Genomic DNA, 19,860 nt, shown 5'->3' with positions numbered 1-19,860 from the left:
TCAGTGAGGAATTATTAAAATCTGGCCTGGATTTAAGAGCTTAATTTGCGGCACTCTTTCCCTGTTTGCATCATAGATTAGTTTCCATTTTGCTCTGTCTCCATATATATCAGGATTTCCGGCTATGCTGTGTAATGTATCTCCTTTTTTAACCATATAGTATCTGGCAGGGTATTTTTCTGTATTAATATGTTCTTTTGGGTAAAGAGCAGCTTGTTTTTTGCTAAGACGCTGCAATTTTTTTGCTGTTTCAATCTTGATAAAATGAGAAACAACATCCTCTTTATATATCCATCCAAACCTAGGAGGTTGCAACTCCTTATCTTCAGCGATTTTTATAAAATACCAGTCATCCAGTCTGCTGATCATATCAAATTTTGTTTTTCTGGACGCGCTTGCGATAATTTCAGCATTCCTTGATGGTTCGGAGTAAATTGAAGCAGTTTTATTATTTATGATAACTGTGGGAATCACAGGAGTTCCTACATCCGGCAAGGTTATGGATATATCTCTAAAAAGCTGATCAGAAACCCGATATATCCATGTCTTTCTCATATGCAAAGCCGCTTTAAGACTTCCCATCACTAAGTCCTGTGGAGATAGATATAGTCTGCCTTCATGACTTGTAGATATACCGCTTGCCTGCCATAATAAGTTGCCTGTGTGTGAATCAACCATTTTTACAGAAACCCCAATACCTACCTGGGAATAAATTACCCCATAAAATTTTCTGTAATGGGTAACCTTTCCGTAGATCAGGGCATCAGCAGGCAAGGTTTTTTCAGGATTTAACAAGCCTTGTTCTTTAAGTAAAGCATCACTCTTTTTAAGTTTCATATATGTATAGGATTTTGTACTTATGTGTCTGAAGAATGTATCTCTTAGGAGGTCAGCTATATCTTTTGGTAGATTGTTATTTTTTGTTTGAATGTTTCCATCTTTCTTTATTTCTCTTGTAATATTTTCGAATGGAAGTATTGCCACAATCTTAGGAGGGTCTTTATAAAGAAAAGAGGATATTATATAATCTGGTTTATACTTTATTCCAAACTCCTCAAGAATATTATTATTTTTACTTTCTTTTCTGGTAAGTCTTAAGGAAGTGATGCAACCTGTAAGAAATACACACAATAAAACGAATACGAAGATTTTTTTTAACATATATTAGCTTTTTTTTTGATCTTTGGTAACATATCTAATACTGATTTATAACCTTCTGATATAGCTTCTGCTCCTTTGTGAAATTCCAAGGTGGAGATATGATTCACCTCAGGATTAATTATTATGTCAGCTTTCTTTAAGTTTGAAGCAGCTATTTTATGCTCCATAATATAGAATGAGTGTATTAAAACATCAATTATATTGGGAGTGTTTGAATCTACTTGTTGCCCTTTATATATTTTATTTTTTAATATAGAAGTAAATTCACGGATGGTTTCTATCCTATCTTTATTTGCCTTAATAAGCTTATCTATTTTATTATTTAATTTTGCAAGGGATTTGCTTATCGTGTGATTTCGGGAATGTTGGGGCAGAGTAAGAGGTTGTTTATTAATTACCTCAGAAGTAATATGTCCTCTTTTTTGCGGCTCAGGTATTACATTACAGGCAATAATAAATTCTGCTCCCATATTTCTTACTATATTTACAGGAACAGGATTTACTATGCCTCCATCTACTAAAAACTTGTTTTCAAATTTTACAGGCGTAAACAACACAGGAATTGAAATACTTGCTCTTACAGCTTCAGCTACAGAACCGCTGTCAATCACTACTTCTTCCCCTGTAATGACATCAGTGGCTATGACTCTAAATGGAATTTTTAAATCCTTGAATTCTATGTCTCCGATAATGGAACACAGAAGCTCTTTAATCTTTTCTCCGTGAATAAATCCTTTTTTCAATAGAGCTAAATTCGGATCAAGTAAAAGAGCTAATTGTCTCCAATCTATGTTTAATACGATTTCTTCAAGAGTATTTATTTCGCCATCTTTAGCGAAACAGGCGCCCACTAATGCTCCAATGCTTGTTCCAGCTATCATGTCGACAGGAACATTGTTTTCCACTAAAGCTTTCAGAACTCCAATGTGGGCCAGACCTCTTGCAGCCCCGCCTCCCAGGGCAAGTCCTATTTTTTTATGTCTTCTCATTGGAAATTTCCTTCAGAATATTATTCAGTTCGTCAGCTGTCTTTTCCTCACAGGCTTTTTTTATTTTATTTACTAAATCAATGTTATTTAACTTATTTGTAGGTTTGGATCTTCTCAGCCACAAATATATTTCATCTTTTATAAAGCGATACTGCCCGCCGATTTTTGAGACAGGAATCTTCCCTTCTTTTATTAACTGATAAATTTTTCTCTGGCTAAATCCGAGATATCTTGAAATCCCAACTATACTCATAATCTCTTTATTCATAATTCAAGATTCTAGCAGAAAAATTAAGCAAATACAAGCAATATTTTGCAAATACATGCAAAAAAAGATTTGAGCCCTCTTTTATTCTCTTATTGCTGCGCCGATATTAGTAGTTATTGTAGGAATTACAGAATAGAAACTGCTAATTAGGTCTTTCTTGCTTTAATAATCTTTTGAGGACTTTCAAATCTTCTCTATCTTTAACTCTTCCAGCAGCTTTCTTCATTTTTATAATATCTTCTAGAGAAGCAAAATAAACTTTCTGTTTACCAAAGAAGTTCTCAACTTTATTCTCCCAAACCTCTTCAAATGAAATACCTTTGACAAATGGATGAATGTCTGTTTCCACAATATATTGACGGATAAGAGTTTTTTTCTTCAGAAGCGATTCAGGAGTTAAGCATGACACATCATAACCAAATTCTTCCAGGCTTATCAGTGTGTTTTTTGCATTCTCGATTGTTGGTCTTATAAAGATATCAGTATCTAATGTGGATCTTGAGTAACCATAGACAGGGAAGGTGACTGCGCCAATCAGGACAAATTCTACCTTATTGTCTCTGAGTAATGAAAGTAGTTTTTCTATCTTCATTTCTTCTAAGAATTTTTGCCATCTCTTTAGATTTTTGAAGCATCATTTGCATTCGTTCACCAATAGAGAGCTTTTTCAAGTAGTCCAGTTCAAACTCCATTTCTCTTTTTTCACTACTATTATCTACCTGTAGTATAGACATAACATCTCCTTCTCATGCTGTAAAAACATGTTACCATAAACCCTGATGATTCACAAGAAATTACCATCTGCTTTGGCTGAAACGTTTTCTCTGCTTTCAGTGGTGCCTTTCTACGCCGTTTATTACGTCTTTCAGTTCATCGTAAGCCGCTCTTTTCATGTCTTTCATGACGATGAGACTAGCATTCGCACCGGCCTTTACAGCCATTGGAACACCCCCGCCGTATTCTGCACAATGACCTCCCAACAATAAATTCTTCACAGGCGTTTTGTAACGTGCTACACTGATTCTGATATTTCTTCCCGTTGGTTTAATCCCTGAAATGCTTCCCTTGGTGTTGCCCGTATATCGCCAGTATGTTACAGGTGTTGCAATCTCCATCACCTCTATGTGCTTCCTCAGCCCGGGAGCGAAGGTTTTCTCAATCCGGGCCAGCAGGATGTCGGCAAACTTTCTTTTCAATGCTCTGTAGGGCTCGCCCCTCGCCAGCCCCTTGCCGGTTCTCCAATTGTCTTCGTAATCGAGATACGCCGGACAATGTATCATAAGGGTTCCCTTGCCTTCCGGTGCCAGAGAAGAATCACGAACTGAAGGCGCGATGACGACCATGATCGTGCGATGTGGGTCACCACTCATGTGATCTTCACGTGATACATCGCTCCTAGTGAGATTCAATACTTCTTCTCCGAATCCCAAAGAAGAAGCATCGCAATCCAGTCCCAGAAATATGCTGAAGCTGGAATGATAAATATCGGCATTATGCAGTGCTTTTCGCATCCGTACCGGAATACAGCCGTCCGGCAGCATCTTTTCATAGAGCATCTGTACGTCGCAGGCTGCAATCACGTATCGAGCTCTCAGAGAACTTCCGTCTGCCAGTAATACACCGGTCGCTTCTTTTCTAGCGTTTAACAGCACTCTTTCCACGTGCTGGTTCAGCAATACTTTCGACCCGGCAGATCTGATTCTCTCACACAGCCATAAAGCCAGTGTGCGACTTCCTCCTTTGGGACAAGTTTGAAAATTTCCGGCGAATGCCCAAGCGATAGGCACCATAACGGACATAAAGGATTCTTGACTGCAGAATATCTTTTGAGCACCCTCCGTACTGAAATAGCGGCGCAGCCCTTTCTCGACAGGGCTCATCACGTATTTAGCGACAGGAATTGCCCAAAACAGCATTTGTAAGTTGCGAATAACTCTTTCAAAGAATGGCATGGTCTCTTTCGCCATTGTCCTGCTGTTCAGGACATTCAGCCGCTGTCCAAGTCTTTCCCCATCCTTGAAAAAAGCTCTGATACCGCTCTCATCATCAGGAAAGTCCTTGATAAGGCAATCCTGTAAGTCGATAGGATTGGAACTCAGCAAATAGTCGAACGAATCGCTTTTATATCTGTGTATGCGAGTCAACGGTGCGCAGGTTGGAAACTCGCCGCCTAAATGACGCCAGATGTTGTAGACGAATCCGCCGGGACCGCATTGATTGAGCCATTGGATGGAAGTGTTGAACTGAAAGCCCTGTCGCTGAAAACCTGCCAGGTATCCCCCCGGCTGTGGCTGAGTCTCAAGAACTACTGTTTGAAGACCAACCCTTGAGAGAAGCCCTGCTGCGGTGAGTCCACCTGCCCCTGCTCCGATGACTACAACATCACACCTGTCCGGAACTTGATTATTCGCCTGTATCATCTTCTATCTTTATAGTAAAATTAGATATTACTTTAAAGAAAAGCTTCAACAATATCAAGTTGAAATAAGCGAGCTACTTTGTTTATTTCCTATTTGAACCAATTTGGTTCTTTTGAACCAACCTGGTTCTTAGGCAATTGAAAAGAGAAAAATAATCTGTTAAGATTTCTATGTGAAAAAAGTAGAACGACCAAGCTCACCGGCGGCAATGGAGCGCAGCGGAATTGCCGTCCGGTGGAGCGCCTTGTTATATCGTATTTTTCATTCAAACCGTATTATTCTCCTTTCATCATTGCCACAATATCATCCTGCACGGTTCCAATAGGTTTGATGTCGAATTTTTCCACCAGGACCTTGGCCACATTGGGAGACAGGAAGGCCGGCAATGTGGGACCCAGGCGAATTCCTTTGACGCCGAGAAACAGCAGGGCCAGCAACACGGTCACTGCTTTTTGCTCGTACCAGGCGATGTCGTAAGAGACGGGTAGCTCATTGATGTCGTTCAGTCCGAATGCTTCCTTGAGTTTCAAGGCGATCACCGCCAGGGAGTAGGAGTCGTTGCACTGACCGGCGTCCAGCACGCGGGGAATACCGCCGATGTCACCCAGTGCCAGCTTGTTGTAGCGGTATTTGGCGCATCCGGCGGTGAGAATTACCGTGTCTTCGGGCAGCTTCTCGGCCACTTCAGTAAAATAACTTCGGGCTTTTTGGCGGCCGTCGCACCCGGCCATGACAACAAAGCGTTTGATGGCTCCTGACTTAACGGCGTCGATCACTTTGTCAGCCAGGGCCAGGACCTGGTTATGGGCGAACCCACCAACGATCTTGCCAGATTCTATCTCTTCCGGTGACTTGCATGTTTTCGCCAGCGCCACGACCGGGGAGAAATCCTTTGTCCCGCCTTCCGGCCTGTCCGCGATGTGTTTGGCCCCGGGATAGTTGACGACGCCGGTAGTAAAGAGCCGTTTCAGATAGGTGTTTTCCTTTTTGATGGGAATCAGGCAGTTGGTTGTCAGAATGATGGGGCCGTTAAAGGATTCGAATTCCTTGTTCTGATGCCACCACGACCCGCCGTAGTTGCCCACGAAATGGTCATACTTCTTAAAGGCCGGATAGTAGTTGGCCGGCAGCATTTCCCCGTGGGTGTAAACATCACACCCGTCTTTGGTTTGCCTGAGCAGTTCTTCCATGTCTTTCAAGTCGTGGCCGGAGATCAGGATTCCGGGATTGTTTCTGACGCCGATGTTGACCTCCGTGATCTCGGGATTGCCATAGGCAGTTGTATTGGCCTCATCCAGAAGGGCCATAGTATTTACAGCCATCTCCCCTGCCTTCATGACCATGGCGATCATCTCATCCGTTGAAAGATCCTTGGTGGTGGATGCCAGGGCCTCCATGAGGAAGCCGTAGATATCATCCTTCTCATGACCAAGAATCGCGGCATGATCGGCATAAGCTGCGATTCCCTTGCAGCCGATGATGAGCAGCTCTCTGAGGGAGCGCACGTCCTCGTTTTCAGCGGTGGTGATGCGCACTTCATCGGACATGGCCTTGGCCATGATGGCCTCCTTGTCCTCTGAGAACCAGGTGGCGCAATCCGGAAGCGCGCCGGACATGGCGGCTCCGGCCTTTTCCCTGACTGCGTCCCGAACCCTGAAACCCTCCTTGATCCGGCCGATGACGACATCATCGTCCCATGCCACATTGGTGATGGTGGTAAAAAGTGCCTTGCACACGAAGTGGGCTGCGTTCTTGCCCATAGTGCCCATTTCCTTTAACTTTTCACCATAGATCGAGATTCCTTTACACACGTAAATGAGCAGATCCTGCAGGTCCGCGGTCTCCTCGGGTTTTCCGCACACGCCTTTTACGGTGCAGCCTTGGTTTTTAGCCGTTTCCTGACATTGAAAACAAAACATGATCGTTCCTCCTTTCGATTTTGTGTTAAGCCATATATAACGTACATCATTGAACAGTTACCTTTATTGTGTTCAAGATAGCGAATAATTTTATATGTGTCAAAGGATTTTTGTGCGAAAATACGAGTTTTAGGCTTGATTTTGCCACTTTGTGTAGTTATGCTTATTATATCAGTTTGGGGTCAAAAGCCCGCTTGATAATCTTTACATAGAAAAAACAGACTTGAACGCAAAAAAAGTTGATGGTAAAAATGAAAAAAGCTAAAGCATCTCGAAAAATTGAAGCAAAAAAAAGAGGGAATGCCCTTGGATTCTGGTTTTTTAGGATTTCTCTGCGCTTTTTTGGGTTAAGAGGAGCGTATGGATTATTATATATTGTCTGTATCTATTATGTGCTGTTTGACCAAGCAGCTGTTTGTGGAGCTTTGGCGTATATTAACAGAAGGTTTCCATCACATGGTTTTGTAAAAAGGCTGAGACACGTATATAGATTGTTTGTAAGTCAGGGAAAACAGCTTATTGATCGATACGCTATTGTTTCAGGGCAGGAAATATTTGATATCCAATTACATGGATATGAACAATTGATGTCCCTGATTCAGAATTCTCCTCATGGAATAATTTTACTAACTGCTCATGTTGGTAACTGGCAGGTCGCTATGACAGCATTAAAAAAACTGGAAAAAACGGTGTATCTTGTTATGCGTCCGGAAGATAACCCTGCAGTGCAAAGTTCACTGCGTATCAGCAGGGAACAGAACCATATCAAGATTATTTCTCCTGAACAAGATCTTGGTGGAATTGTTGAAATCATGAATAAATTAAAGGAAAAACATATTGTGTCCATTATGGGTGACCGCAGATATGGGTTTAAAGCCGTAGAAGTTTCATTTCTTGGAGAGAAAGCCTGGTTCCCATACGGCGGCTTTACAATTGCAGCAGCGGCAGGATGTCCGGTGGTTGTTCTATTGTCAGAGAAAGTATCTACTTATCAGTACATTGTTGATGTATCTAATGTGCTGTATCCATGCTATATTAGTGAAAAGGATAAACACCATCAACTACAGCAATGGGTTCAAAAATTTGCCGCGTTGCTTGAAGCATATACACACAAACACCCTTATCAATATTTTTTATTTCGTGATGTATGGGAAGAATGAACAGAACAAAGATGCTCTTCAGTGATTTGGTGTGCGCCATGAAATTAATCTGCCTGATACTGCTGTTCACAGTTGTTGCAATTAACGTTGCCTTTGCCGATACGGATCAAACTGATGAATCATGGATGTTGCTGAGCGGCTACAGTACCACGCATCCGGGACTCGGCAAAACTCGTGAACATGTTGAGACAGTGGATGTAATTCTGCGATATAGGCGAAAACTCAAAGATACTGGACGTGACTGGTACCGCGGAAGTCATAACTTCCTGATAGAACTACCTGTGTCTTATCTTATTAAGCCTGATGATGGCCGGATTTTTGGCTTGAACTTTCTTTCATCCTGGACGCTGAAGACATCGCAAAGATACATGCCATATTTCTTCGTGGGCGGCGGTCCTGTCTATACGGAAGCGAACATACCTGGCATGGGCGCCAATATCTGCGGGAATTATCAAGCGGGACTAGGACTTAGTTACAAGACCAGAAAAGGCCGTTCATTTGTGTTAGAATATAGATTTCATCACATATCTAACGCTGGCATGAAGCAACCCAACGTACCACTTAATTCAAGCAAAATCATTATCGGAATCAGTTTCCCATTCTAATGGTTGCCAAAAATCCACTCTTATACCGTGTTGGAATTGTTCCTTGAAAAAAGAGCAATAAGAGGATATGATATCGCTTGTTGAATACCGCTAAATATAGGAGAAGATTAAATGGCAGAGCAGAAACAAAAAGAATTGAAGGAAATACGAAACAAGTTAAAAAAACTGCTTGTAAGCAGCCTATCATTAGAGAATGTAAAACCTGAAGATATTAAAGATGACGAGGTTCTGTTTGGCGAAGGACTTGGACTGGATTCTTTAGATGCAGTAGAAATTGTTGTGCTATTGCAGCGGAATTTTGGGTTAGAAATCAAAGATATGGATCAGGGCAGAAAAATATTTTATTCAATCGACACTCTGGCACAATATATATACGAGAATACAGCAGCATAAATTCGCATTTTCTCTCAACGGAGTTTCATGGAGAAAACAAACATAATAATAACAGGCATGGGTGCGATTTCTGCTGCAGGTACAAATCTCACAGAAACACTGGATACATTTCAGCGCGGACAAGTAAATAAAAAACCAGTCTTTGAACACAGAATGAGCACTTTAAGTCTTGCTTTGTGCGCAGTAGAGGAAGCCCTAAATAAGGCAGAACTAAAAAAACGCATTGAGGATTTTCGTGTAGGAGTATGTCTTGGGACTACTGTGGCAAGCCAGTTAAATGATGTTGACTTCTATCATTCGTACAGGAGTTCGGGAAAAGCCCCGATGGATTCTGTCGACCGATTTTTAAAAGGAAACCTTGCCCAAGCTGTTGCAAATACTATAGGAGCAAAAGGTCCACGTGTTACTGTGGTTAATGCATGTTCTTCAGGCGCTGATGCGATTGGAGTAGCGTTATCCTGGTTAAGGAATGGAGAGTGTGATATCGCTATTGCCGGTGGCGCAGACGAATTGAACCGTATTCCTATATGCGGTTTTGGGGCACTTGGGATTGTCAGTGAATCATTATGCGCTCCATTTGACAGAGATCGTAAAGGATTAAACTTAGGGGAAGGTGCTGGAATTCTTGTGCTTGAGAGAGAAGCATGTGCTTGTAAGAGAGGCAATGCCTCGGGCAATGCCCCTAGATTGTATCTTGCTGGATACGGCGCTTCAGCAGACGCCTATCATCTTACTGCTCCAAGACCTGATGGTACAGGATTGGAAGCAGCGATTCAGAGAGCGCTTTCTGAAGCATGCATTAGTTCTCAAGAGGTCTGTTTTGTTAATGCTCACGGCACTGCAACCCGGGATAATGATAAAGTTGAGGGTATGGTTCTAGCAAGGGTTTTTGGTAAGGATATTAAGGTTCTTTCTACAAAGGGATTTACGGGGCATACACTTGGCGGCGCAGGAGGATTGGAAGCTGTTTTTACAGGTGCTGCGCTTCTGGAAGGATGGATACCTGCAAGCGCTGGTTTTGTAAATCAGGATGATGAAATACCTATAACGCCGGTTAGAGAGAAGACGAGCATACACGGATCTTTTGCCCTTTCTACGTCCCTTGCCTTTGGCGGCAACAATGCTGCGATTGTTATTGGGAGAGGAGCATGAATATTTTTGGAATAGGTGTTGTTTTTAGCGGGGGACGGGGAATTAACCGCTATGATGACGCATTGAGGCATGGATGGATAAAGCCTGAAGATTCTGGTTATCATGTGAAGGAAGAATCAATCACAGACAAAAGAATTTTGGGCGGGATACGTCGTGCGGATAGATTCAGTAAAATGGCAGTATTAGCAGCCAGTGACGCTGTAGTGGATAGTGGCATTAATTTTAATAAAAAGAAATCTTCTCTTGGTATTATTGTCTCAACAGCATTTGGTCCGCATGTAACAACATTCCGCTTTCTGGATGATATGCTTGAATATGGTGATAGGAATGCTTCTCCAACCATATTTTCTCATTCTGTCCATAATGCAGCAGCGTCTTATATTACATCTGTGTTAGATAGCCGTGGCCCAACCATTACACTTACTCAGTTTGCATTTTCGTTTCACCAGGCTCTTATCCTTGCGCGAGCCTGGCTTTATGAGAAACGGTGTGAATATGTTCTTGTTGGAAGCGTTGATGAATGCGGCACAGTTATGGAATACATCTGCAGGCAAAAGTTGCGAATTGCTGGAGATGGCAGAATCAAACCATTTAATTTTTCAAAAACGCCTGTAGCAGTACCAGGAGAGGGAAGTGTATTCTTTCTGATGACACTGGAGAAATCTCATAAGAAATATTGTGAAATAACAGCCATCTCTTTAAATGATAAAGAGGTTGAAAAAAATAGACCGGATATGTTCATTCTTGATGCCGACGGTATTGCAGGAGACGAGAAAGAATATCAAAAGGCTGCAGAATCAGGTGTTTGCATCTCAGGGTATTCGCCAATATTCGGCAGTATGATGACTGGAACAAGTTTTAATTGTGCTGCTGCTGCTCTCATGTTAAAAAAGCAGCTACACTACGCATGCCTAGTTAGCCATAATCCCTACAATATAAATCTATGCACAAAGACTGAACCTGCTCAAATACGGAGAATCAGTTGTATTAGGTATAATTGTGGAGGAGAAAAAGCTGTTATTAAATTGACTGTGTAAAAGGATACAAGCTGCATGTTGACTGTAAAACATATCGAGGAAACACTGATCCAAGAGATTGCTACAATATTAGATGTAGACTCTTCAACAATTTCTTCAAATGCTCCTCTTCACACACTAGGAGTTGATTCATTTAGCTTTGTGGAGCTTCTGGTGTTTATTGAAAAAACATTTAATCTAAAGTTAATGGAATCAGGACTAACACGAGAAAACTCTCAAACCATCCACTTGCTGGCGTCATATATCAGCAGAATGAGTTAGAATGAAACGCTATTTAACTGGTGTTGACTGGATCATTCATACAATTAACCATATTAACAAAAAGGAAACTGGCGTTGGGAACATGTTTCAGGTTGTTCTTCAACTGAAAGGCACGCTTGATGAGACAACACTTCGGGAATGCCTGAACAAATTCATTAAAAAATTTCCGGTTGTAAATGGCAGACCGATGCGGAATTACAACCTTGCTCCATACTGGAAGATTTATTCCAATAATAAAATGCTCTCTCCGAACATCAGGACTTACCGCCTTGATGATAATGCAACATTTAGCAAAGTGCTCTTTACACTGGAGCAAGGAGTAAACATGCCCTTTAACAGTATTAAGGAGCATCTTGCATTTCATCTTGTCCATACGGGAGAAACAAGTTTTCTAGGGGTAGTGTTTGACCATTGTTTGTTTGACGTCAGAGGAGCTGAAGCATTCTTGAATATGGATTATTCCCAGAGGATTTCTCTTACAGAACCAGCTCATCTATGTAAGTGGCAGGAAAAATTTGAAGCAGGTAAGCGTGTAAATAGGAAGCTGGTACAATTGTCAGAGAATAAATCCCGCTTTTTGCCTTTACATTCAGTGGTTAACAATCAGGGATTTAAATTTAAGATAATCTCGCTTGATAAACGCCAGACATCTGCAATTATCGAAACTGCATATAATAAAGCAGGTTATTTAATGCTTATGCCGTATGCATTGGCAATTTCCATGGAGGCTTTGCACAGCATTTTTCTCAAAAGGGGTATACTCACAGGTGATTATATAATTCCTGTGTCTATTGATACGCGTCCAGTAGAAAAGGTACATCAAGAGATTTTCTTTAATCATATGTCCTTTTTCCTGCTTCGAGTGAAAGCAAATGAGGCTGATAGTTTTTCTGTTCTTTTGCAATCAATTAAACAGCAGATCTACGATCAGATAAAGGCAGACTTACCTGCGGATATTGAGAAAGCAAGTCTTTTGATGCGAATTGCACCTTTACCTGTTTTAAGTTATCTAATGCGGATGCCGTTAAAAGGGCAGATTGCTTCTTTTTGTTTTTCCTATATTGGCGAATCTGCATACGATTCTCCGATGTTTATGGGAAAAAAAATCCATAATATTTTCCATATGCCCAGAGTTCCAATTCCTCCGGGGCTTGGAATATTCTTCAACCAGTTTCAGGGCAAGCTAAATGTGGTCTTTTCCTATTTAGATGAGATGTTGGAAAAGGATGAGATAGATTCAATTATACACACTTTGCGTTCTGGACTAGGAGTATTAACTCACACTCTCTTAGAAGGAGAGGCAAAAGAGGAGGAACAGAATCTATGATGCACAATAACGATATTGAAGTTGAACCACAACAGCGCATTCCAGTTGAGAGGACAGTTGACGTGCTTGTTGCTGGAGGCGGTCCTGCCGGTATTGCTGCCGGTATTGCTGCCGCGCGTGAAGGAGCGAAAACGCTCGTCGTTGAACGATATGGATATCTTGGAGGGATGATTACAGGCGCTCACGTTCTCTGGGTGTTTGGTATGGGGGATGGAGTTCGTCCCAAAGCTGGCGGTATTGCTTTGGATATCAGGAAGCGAATGGAGACGTTTGACGCAATTCAAGGTCCAAATCGCTGTGGCGATTACGCGGTTGACCCAGAGGTTTTTAAGTGGCAGGCTGCAGAAATGCTGGAAGAAGCAGGAGCAGAGTTGCTCCTGCACACGTTGGTGTGTGATCCAATCACTGATGGTGCATACGTTCGCGGTTTCTTCACCGAGAGTAAGAGCGGCCGCAGGGCCATTCTTGCCAAGGTTGTAATAGACTGCACTGCTGACGCAGATGTTGCGTTTCGCGCAGGATGCAAGTGTGACAGTGATACTCACGATGTGACGCTGGGCGTAACAGTTGATGGCATAGACTGCGCAAAAGTTGCGGTGTTTAAGAAGAAGTCCCCTGAACACTTCCTGAAAGTTGTGGCAGAAGCTAGCAGGCTGAACGGAGGTGTCATGCTGGACCGTCATCGGTATCTACAAGGGGTTGATGTGACAGATGCTGAGGAAGTTAGTAAGGCAGAGACACAAATGCGCCGCGATTATTTTCGCTCCTTATACTATCTGCGCACTCATATGCCCGGTTGGGAGAATGCGCGCATCAAAGAGACACTGCCGCAGTTTGGGGTACGGCAGAGCCGTCGTATCCGAGGGGAATACACTCTGACCGATGATGACCTCAGATCAAGCCGACATTTTGAAGACTCAATTGCGCGATTGGGCTCGTATCTTCTCGGCTACAAACTCTACGATCCGCCAAGGTTGAACTATGACATTCCTTTTCGATGTCTTGTTCCGAAGAACGTTGACGGATTGCTTGTTGCTGGACGTTGTATTTCGTCTGACTATCTTGCCGACAACTCCTTGCGTCTTATAGTACCATGCTTTGCCACGGGGCAGGCTGCCGGTGTCGCAGCATCACTGGCGGCACGACAAAGCATCCAACCTAGGCATATTGCTGTTGCCGCAGTGAGAAAATCGCTTATTCAACAAGGCGTCTATCTTGACGGCAGCGATCCTGAAACACCTGTTGTCCCAGAGGGAACAGAAGACACCCCATTGCAGATATGGGATGATGACTTATGAATATTGTAGATGTAATAAAGAGCGAAACAAAAAAGCTTCAGAAGAAAATTGCTGTCATTGACGGGAATAAACAGGTTTCTTATGGCGAGTTGTTTGCTTCTGTAGAGAAACTTACAGATGAATTAAAGTCATATGGAGTTCAGCCAGCTCAACGTGTAGCATTACTATGTGAAGATAGTATTGATTATATTATTATTAGTCTGGCTGTACTGTCTTTACCTGCAGTTATTGTTCCAGTATCTACGTCGTTATCCATGTATGAAGTTGATGATATACTGGAAAAAATTGATGTGAATGCTTTGCTCTCTAATAAAGAAAGGTGTATCAAACATGGCAGCCTTCGAATTTTTTCTGATTGTGTGTGTGAAAGAAAGTTTTTTCTATATCAACGCGCAGCGAAGAAACAGGTTCCAGCGGATTATTATACATTAAATCCTGCTTTTATCCGGTTTTCATCAGGCACAACCGGGGTAAGCAAAGGAGTAGTAATTTCCCATGAAGCCATTATTCAAAGAACCAATGCTGCAGATAAAGGGTTAAATATCACTTCAAATGATATAGTGATATGGGTTCTTTCCATGAGTTTTCATTTTGTAGTAACGATTCTGCTTTTCCTGCGGCGTGGGGCAACAATTATTCTCTGCAGCCGCGCATTCCCTGAATTACTGCTTGAGAAATTGAAAACCCACAGAGGAACATTTATATACGCTTCACCTTTCCATTATCATATGCTGACAAAATCGGATATGCTTTCTTCCCATATGTTAAGTCGTATCCGTATGGCTGTGTGTACAGCAGTAAAGCTGCCTGTTGATATAGCAAATGATTTTCATAAAAAGTTTGGTTTTCAACTGACTGAAGCGTATGGAATTATTGAAGTGGGCCTGCCGTTTCTCAATTGTTCTGAGGATAAAACGAAGCAAGAGTCAGTAGGCAGAATTCTACCAGATTACGAAGTGAAAATAGTAAATGCTGATGCTAAGGGGATTGGTGAAGTTTATCTTAAAGGAAAAGGAATGTTTGATGCATACTTTTCTCCATGGCAAAGTAAAAAGCAGGTATTGCATAACGGCTGGTTTAAGACAGGGGATCTAGCTAGACTTGATAAAGAAGGCTTTCTGTTTCTTGTTGGCAGAGAAAAACATATCATTAATTTTGCCGGCATGAAAGTCTTTCCCTATGAAGTGGAATCAGTTCTCAATCAGCATCCTGACATCAAGGAGTCTCTTGTGTATGGCATTACCCATCCTCAGTATGGGCAGCTTCCCTGTGCAATGATCGTTCTGCAAAATAAAGCAAAAACAGATTTTGATATCAATAGTGTGCGCAAATTTTGCTATCAGAGATTAGCTTCATATAAGGTTCCAAAAGAATTTCTATGTGTAGCCCGATTAGACAAAACAGCAAACGGAAAGCTCAAGCGCTAGGTGGTATAAAAAATTGACAAAGGCATAGAAAAAGTATTAGAATTAACCAGTATGGCAGTTACAGGAGTAAAATTAGAGATGAAGTTCAGAGCATACGGCTTATCAGATTTAGGCAGAGTGCGCAAGCTAAATGAAGATAGCTTTCTGGTCAGTGATGATCTGAAGCTTTATCTTGTAGCTGATGGCATGGGTGGGCATGCAGCAGGTGATGTAGCAAGTCGCAAATCTATCGAATTAATAAAGGCCTTTATTGAACGCACAGCCAAAGACAATGATATTACCTGGCCATTTGAGATGAACCCAGAACTAGCGCCTGAGGCTAATAAGCTCCTTACCGCAGTACGAATTGCTAATAAGAAAATATATGAGATGTCATTTTCTAACCCTGAACTTAAAGGAATGGGAACAACTATAGCAGGGTTATCCATTGCTGAGGCGAAAGGGTATGTTGTGCATGTAGGCGACAGCAGGGTGTATTTAATGAGAAATGGAAGGCTGAAGCAGATTACAGAGGATCATTCATGGGTTAATGAGCAACTTAAAGAGAATGTAATAACGAAAGAGGAAGCCAAACAGCATCGCTGGAAGAATGTTATTACACGGGCTCTGGGTAGTGAGAAAGAGGTCAAGGTTGATCTACAGGAAGAGGATATTGTTCCTGTAGATATTTTTCTCATATGTTCCGATGGGCTGAGCGGTATGCTGGAAAGAAAGACAATGGAGGATATTATAAAAAAACATATAGATAACCTTTCAAAAGCAGCAGAAGAAATGATAGACTATGCTAATAAAGCTGGAGGAGTTGATAACATTACAGTTGTTTTGGTAGAAGCTTATAGGTAGCAATTAATGTTTGTACAGAGTTTAAAAAACTTGTTGCTGGACGAAAAAGGGCAAGCGATGACAGAGTATGTTCTTGTAACAGTAATAGCTGTTCTTTGTCTGGCAGGTTGTTTTGAGATGTTTCGTAAGGCGCTAAAAACTTATTACAATAGAATCGCAAGTCTTATTAGTTTACCTATTCCATAAATGAATGAAAGGGGGTGACAAAATGAAGAAGCTTAAAAACTTAATGAAAGGGATTATATTCGGAGAAGAAGGGCAGGGCATGACAGAATATATTCTGATAGTGGTGTTAATAGCCATTGCTGCTATAGTTGCGTTCCAGTATTTTAGAGACAAGTTATCAGCAAAAGTTGAAAAAGCAGCTGATGATTTAGAATCAGCGCAATAATTAACTTTATGGCATTTTCAGACATATTACTAATATTGCTTTTGCTGGTATCAGCGGTTACAGACTTGATTACACACAAGATATACAATTGTGTAACCTTTCCTGCTGTGGCGGTAGGGCTGTTGCTTAACGTTTGGAATCATGGCGTTGGCGGGTTGGTTAACAGTATGCTGGGGCTCGCTATTGGGTTTTGTGTTTTTGCCATAGTATTTGTCTTTGGCGGAGTAGGAGGAGGAGACGTTAAATTAATGGCTGCTGTTGGAGCTGTTGGAGGGTATCCATTTATCTTGAATGCTTGTTTTTATGGAATCCTGACAGGCGGAATACTGGCAATAGCGGTAATGATATGGAAAGGGACATTCTGGAGAGGGCTAAAAAATATTTTTCGTCTTATTTTGAGTTTTATTATGCCCGGGTTAAAAACGGAAGCTTTAAAGCTGTCTAACAGTGAAAGGATTCCTTATGGAGCGGCTCTGAGTGTTGGAACCTTTATTGCATGGATTTTTAGATGAAGAAATGCTTTAGGCGAATAAATAACAGAGGCCAGTCAATGGTTGAATTTGTCATTGTTATGCCTGTTTTAATTCTCTTTGCCATGGCTATTATGCAGCTTGCTTTGATAGCAACTGCCAATATAGTAACTAATTATGCTGCCTTTTCAGCAGCTCGTTCATATTCTGTGCATCAGGATGCGGACAAAGCAAAACTTGCTGCCAGCATTGCGCTGATACCTATTTCCAGTCAATCTTCGGGAGGGGTTCTAGATTCGGCAATTTCTGAAATTCTTGAAAAAATTCCCATTCCTGATTGGGCACAGAACCTAGCAACAATAATTAAGCAGTATTCTTATGCTCAATCTAATACTACAGTTAGCCAATCGGGTAATACCACTACTGTCAAATACAAGTTTAAACTGAATATGCCCATGGTTGGCAGAATAATTGGGATTCAGGATGGCGATAGATATTATCTTCCAGTTACTCAAAGCTGTAATATAAATGTGGAGGACTAGAATGAAGCTAATTAGATCTAACAGTGGTCAGGCAGCAGTAGAAGCAGCAATTGTCCTGCCGATTTTTATACTCATTATGATGATTGTTGTTCACTTTGGAAAGGTTATGGTGGCTCAATCAAAGGTTTACATAGCAGCCAGAGAAGGAGCTCTAAAGGAAACGAGAGATGGCGGAGGAGCCGGTGCTGTATTCTTTGGTCATGGAAATGTCAATACCAGCTTTGATTTGTTAAGAGAAGCAGGGCTCCCGGATATGAGTTTTATCCCGGGAACTAATTACCTTGCAAGTTTTCTCTCGTATGTGATGGCGAAAGGAAGCGCGAAGATGGATGTAACATATACTGTGCCAGCAGGACCTTATTTATCAGCCATATTTGGTGGAGGAACTACAGTGAAGGGGAGCTGCCGTTTTCTAGGGTTCTGCTTCTCCAAGGATGAAATAATCAAGTGGATAAAACAACAGTTAGGGGAAATAGCGAGTCTCTTATAATGTTTATTCAAATTCATAAGCTCAGAAAAGATAACGGCGGGCAGGCTGCCGTTTTTGCAGCGCTGATGCTTCTGGTGCTGGTTATGTTCATAATGCTGGTTGTGGACGTGGGACAGCTTGTAAGCTGGCGCATCAGAATGCAGAATGCAACTGATTCTGCTGCTATGGCAGGCGCAGTATGGCAGGCAAGGGGACTTAATGTAATAGCAATGCTCAATATTCTATGGGTTCCTGCATTTATTATTGACCTCATTAAACTCTGGTTCACTGGAGATGTGAATTTTACTATTACTAATATTGTCCAAACCATTCAGGATGTTATGAAGTATGCTGTTCCTGTTATTGCTATTACTCAGGTGTTTACATATGGCAGAGCTAATAAGGCTGATGCAGCTGTTCCCCTGCCGACTGCTTTGGCAGAGCGTCTTGTAAATATGAGCAGTATAGAGGACGTAAAAGGAATTTATGATGACGGTAAAAGCTTTTACGATGATATAAAAGGAGGGAATTTTGGCTGGAGCTCTCTCACCTCGTTAATTCCATGCTGGTTAAATGTAGACAGGGCTAAGTATTTTCTTTGCGCCAGTGGCTGGTTGGGATTTATGACAGGCGGAGAAGATGTCTATACCTTTTCTCTTGCTTACAAGGGTTCTCAACCAGTCCTGATAGGCGGCTCTCTTCTGGGTATTAATATACCATCTATTTATACAACAGCCAAGGCTGTTCCATATGGAGGAAGTCTTGGAGGAGAAATTCCTAAAGTTACTAAAGGTGCTGATCTTATTTTCTCATGGATAGAAAGCTTATGGAAGGAGGATAAAGATAAAACAAAAGGGCATATCGGAAGCAAAGTTAAATTCAATATACTTCCCGATCCAAACTACAAGGCAAAATTTGACAAAACAGGTTTTGATAGGATACTAATGGTGCACTAAATGATAAGGCAAGTAACAAAAATCACAGGGAAGGTTCTTCTAATAGCTATTTTGACTATTGCTTTGAGTTGTTACGGTTTAATAAAGGGCGGTCGACAAGATAAGGTTTATGGGCTTATTTATGAACTGCAGGATAAGATTAACCAAAAACGTTTCAATCTTCCGGATATGATGAGAGATATGGCAGGCAAGTCTTATCGTGTGAAGATTAACTCTAAGCCCGCTTTAATTGGCATATACCATTCCCCATTATCCGCTCAAACACTAATAAAACAATTTTCAAATGACCTGAAAACGAGAAATTTTGGTCTTCATTGCAGGAAGAATATAGGCGGCAGTGAGTTTATTATGGCTAAAAAATTGAAATCGCCAAGTCTTGGCATAGCTGTCTTGCCTATGAGGGATACCAACCTCTCGGGAAGCCATATTTTTTGTTTAAGTTTTGAGGAATGGAGAGAATCAAATGTTGAGGAGGATTTTATCAAGGATATACCTATCTACCCGCTAAATTCTGAGGCGCTCAGCTTTGAGCTTGGAGTTGGAGGCGTAAATTATAAAGTGCTAATGTATAAAAGCCTTGCTTCCTCAACCACACAGAAGTTCTTTTATCAGAGCCGATTAAAAATGAATGGGTGGAAGCTGGATGATAGTGGCGATTTACTCAGCGCTCAGAAAAAGGATGGAAAATGTTTGATTGTTTTTCCAGATGAAAATAATGACAAAACGAATAACTATGCTACAATAATTAAAATAAGTTAATAAAAAAGGGAGG

24 protein-coding genes are annotated in these 19,860 nt (G+C 41.5%); 17 read left to right on the top strand and 7 right to left on the bottom strand.

Annotated elements, in window-relative coordinates; genetic code table 11:
- From Q7J67_03400 to hcp, 7 genes are all read right to left on the bottom strand, one after another.
- On the bottom strand, positions 1-1,161 hold the full coding sequence (locus Q7J67_03400) for a DUF799 family lipoprotein (protein MDO9464323.1): 1,161 nt from the start codon (positions 1,159-1,161) through the stop codon (positions 1-3).
- Complete coding sequence (locus Q7J67_03395; protein MDO9464322.1) at positions 1,155-2,150, bottom strand: patatin-like phospholipase family protein; 996 nt, start codon at positions 2,148-2,150, stop codon at positions 1,155-1,157. The genes Q7J67_03400 and Q7J67_03395 overlap by 7 nt, the downstream gene beginning before the upstream one ends.
- Positions 2,137-2,418: a helix-turn-helix domain-containing protein gene (locus Q7J67_03390; protein MDO9464321.1), complete on the bottom strand. Its 282-nt coding sequence runs from the start codon at positions 2,416-2,418 to the stop codon at positions 2,137-2,139. The genes Q7J67_03395 and Q7J67_03390 overlap by 14 nt, the downstream gene beginning before the upstream one ends.
- Positions 2,419-2,560: 142 nt before the next feature.
- Entirely contained in the window at positions 2,561-3,010 is a 450-nt protein-coding gene (locus Q7J67_03385; GenBank protein MDO9464320.1) for a nucleotidyltransferase, read from the bottom strand.
- On the bottom strand, positions 2,970-3,152 hold the full coding sequence (locus tag Q7J67_03380) for a hypothetical protein (GenBank protein MDO9464319.1): 183 nt from the start codon (positions 3,150-3,152) through the stop codon (positions 2,970-2,972). Before Q7J67_03380 ends, Q7J67_03385 begins: the two co-directional genes overlap by 41 nt.
- Before the next feature lie 96 nt (positions 3,153-3,248).
- Positions 3,249-4,838, bottom strand: coding sequence for an NAD(P)/FAD-dependent oxidoreductase (locus Q7J67_03375; GenBank protein MDO9464318.1), 1,590 nt, complete (start codon positions 4,836-4,838; stop codon positions 3,249-3,251).
- Between the two features lie 275 nt (positions 4,839-5,113).
- Entirely contained in the window at positions 5,114-6,757 is a 1,644-nt protein-coding gene (gene hcp, locus Q7J67_03370; protein ID MDO9464317.1) for a hydroxylamine reductase, read from the bottom strand.
- A 251-nt stretch (positions 6,758-7,008) separates the two neighbouring features.
- Here hcp and Q7J67_03365 point away from each other — a divergent pair, with 251 nt between their 5' ends.
- The 17 genes from Q7J67_03365 (at position 7,009) to Q7J67_03285 (ending at position 19,847) form a co-directional block, all read left to right on the top strand.
- The gene (locus tag Q7J67_03365) at positions 7,009-7,917 is read left to right on the top strand and encodes a lysophospholipid acyltransferase family protein (GenBank protein MDO9464316.1); all 909 of its coding nucleotides are present in this window, start codon (positions 7,009-7,011) and stop codon (positions 7,915-7,917) included.
- The gene (locus Q7J67_03360) at positions 7,914-8,522 is read left to right on the top strand and encodes an acyloxyacyl hydrolase (protein MDO9464315.1); all 609 of its coding nucleotides are present in this window, start codon (positions 7,914-7,916) and stop codon (positions 8,520-8,522) included. The genes Q7J67_03365 and Q7J67_03360 overlap by 4 nt, the downstream gene beginning before the upstream one ends.
- A 111-nt stretch (positions 8,523-8,633) precedes the next feature.
- The gene (locus Q7J67_03355; GenBank protein MDO9464314.1) at positions 8,634-8,915 is read left to right on the top strand and encodes a phosphopantetheine-binding protein; all 282 of its coding nucleotides are present in this window, start codon (positions 8,634-8,636) and stop codon (positions 8,913-8,915) included.
- A 27-nt stretch (positions 8,916-8,942) separates the two neighbouring features.
- Complete coding sequence (locus Q7J67_03350; GenBank protein MDO9464313.1) at positions 8,943-10,067, top strand: beta-ketoacyl-[acyl-carrier-protein] synthase family protein; 1,125 nt, start codon at positions 8,943-8,945, stop codon at positions 10,065-10,067.
- On the top strand, positions 10,064-11,104 hold the full coding sequence (locus Q7J67_03345) for a beta-ketoacyl synthase N-terminal-like domain-containing protein (GenBank protein ID MDO9464312.1): 1,041 nt from the start codon (positions 10,064-10,066) through the stop codon (positions 11,102-11,104). The genes Q7J67_03350 and Q7J67_03345 overlap by 4 nt, the downstream gene beginning before the upstream one ends.
- 15 nt (positions 11,105-11,119) lie before the next feature.
- The gene (locus Q7J67_03340) at positions 11,120-11,365 is read left to right on the top strand and encodes an acyl carrier protein (protein ID MDO9464311.1); all 246 of its coding nucleotides are present in this window, start codon (positions 11,120-11,122) and stop codon (positions 11,363-11,365) included.
- A 1-nt stretch (position 11,366) separates the two neighbouring features.
- Complete coding sequence (locus Q7J67_03335) at positions 11,367-12,692, top strand: hypothetical protein (protein ID MDO9464310.1); 1,326 nt, start codon at positions 11,367-11,369, stop codon at positions 12,690-12,692.
- A complete protein-coding gene (locus tag Q7J67_03330) occupies positions 12,689-13,990 on the top strand; it encodes an FAD-dependent oxidoreductase (protein MDO9464309.1) in 1,302 nt (433 codons plus the stop codon). Before Q7J67_03335 ends, Q7J67_03330 begins: the two co-directional genes overlap by 4 nt.
- Positions 13,987-15,417: a class I adenylate-forming enzyme family protein gene (locus Q7J67_03325; GenBank protein ID MDO9464308.1), complete on the top strand. Its 1,431-nt coding sequence runs from the start codon at positions 13,987-13,989 to the stop codon at positions 15,415-15,417. Before Q7J67_03330 ends, Q7J67_03325 begins: the two co-directional genes overlap by 4 nt.
- A gap of 51 nt (positions 15,418-15,468) precedes the next feature.
- Entirely contained in the window at positions 15,469-16,260 is a 792-nt protein-coding gene (locus Q7J67_03320) for a Stp1/IreP family PP2C-type Ser/Thr phosphatase (GenBank protein ID MDO9464307.1), read from the top strand.
- A 6-nt stretch (positions 16,261-16,266) separates the two neighbouring features.
- Complete coding sequence (locus tag Q7J67_03315) at positions 16,267-16,446, top strand: hypothetical protein (GenBank protein ID MDO9464306.1); 180 nt, start codon at positions 16,267-16,269, stop codon at positions 16,444-16,446.
- Between the two features lie 22 nt (positions 16,447-16,468).
- Positions 16,469-16,651, top strand: coding sequence for a Flp family type IVb pilin (locus Q7J67_03310; protein ID MDO9464305.1), 183 nt, complete (start codon positions 16,469-16,471; stop codon positions 16,649-16,651).
- A gap of 8 nt (positions 16,652-16,659) precedes the next feature.
- The gene (locus Q7J67_03305) at positions 16,660-17,163 is read left to right on the top strand and encodes an A24 family peptidase (GenBank protein ID MDO9464304.1); all 504 of its coding nucleotides are present in this window, start codon (positions 16,660-16,662) and stop codon (positions 17,161-17,163) included.
- Entirely contained in the window at positions 17,160-17,663 is a 504-nt protein-coding gene (locus Q7J67_03300; GenBank protein MDO9464303.1) for a TadE/TadG family type IV pilus assembly protein, read from the top strand. Before Q7J67_03305 ends, Q7J67_03300 begins: the two co-directional genes overlap by 4 nt.
- Before the next feature lies 1 nt (position 17,664).
- Positions 17,665-18,153, top strand: coding sequence for a pilus assembly protein (locus tag Q7J67_03295; GenBank protein ID MDO9464302.1), 489 nt, complete (start codon positions 17,665-17,667; stop codon positions 18,151-18,153).
- On the top strand, positions 18,111-19,088 hold the full coding sequence (locus Q7J67_03290; protein ID MDO9464301.1) for a Tad domain-containing protein: 978 nt from the start codon (positions 18,111-18,113) through the stop codon (positions 19,086-19,088). Before Q7J67_03295 ends, Q7J67_03290 begins: the two co-directional genes overlap by 43 nt.
- Positions 19,089-19,847, top strand: a complete 759-nt coding sequence (locus tag Q7J67_03285; GenBank protein MDO9464300.1) for a hypothetical protein — start codon at positions 19,089-19,091, stop codon at positions 19,845-19,847.
- Positions 19,848-19,860: the final 13 nt, after the last annotated feature.

This window comes from bacterium, assembly GCA_030652805.1.
Taxonomy (GTDB): Bacteria; JAHJDO01; JAHJDO01; order JAHJDO01; family JAHJDO01; genus JAHJDO01.
Note: the sequence above shows the minus strand (reverse complement) of the source record. Positions and strands in the feature narration are given on the sequence as shown.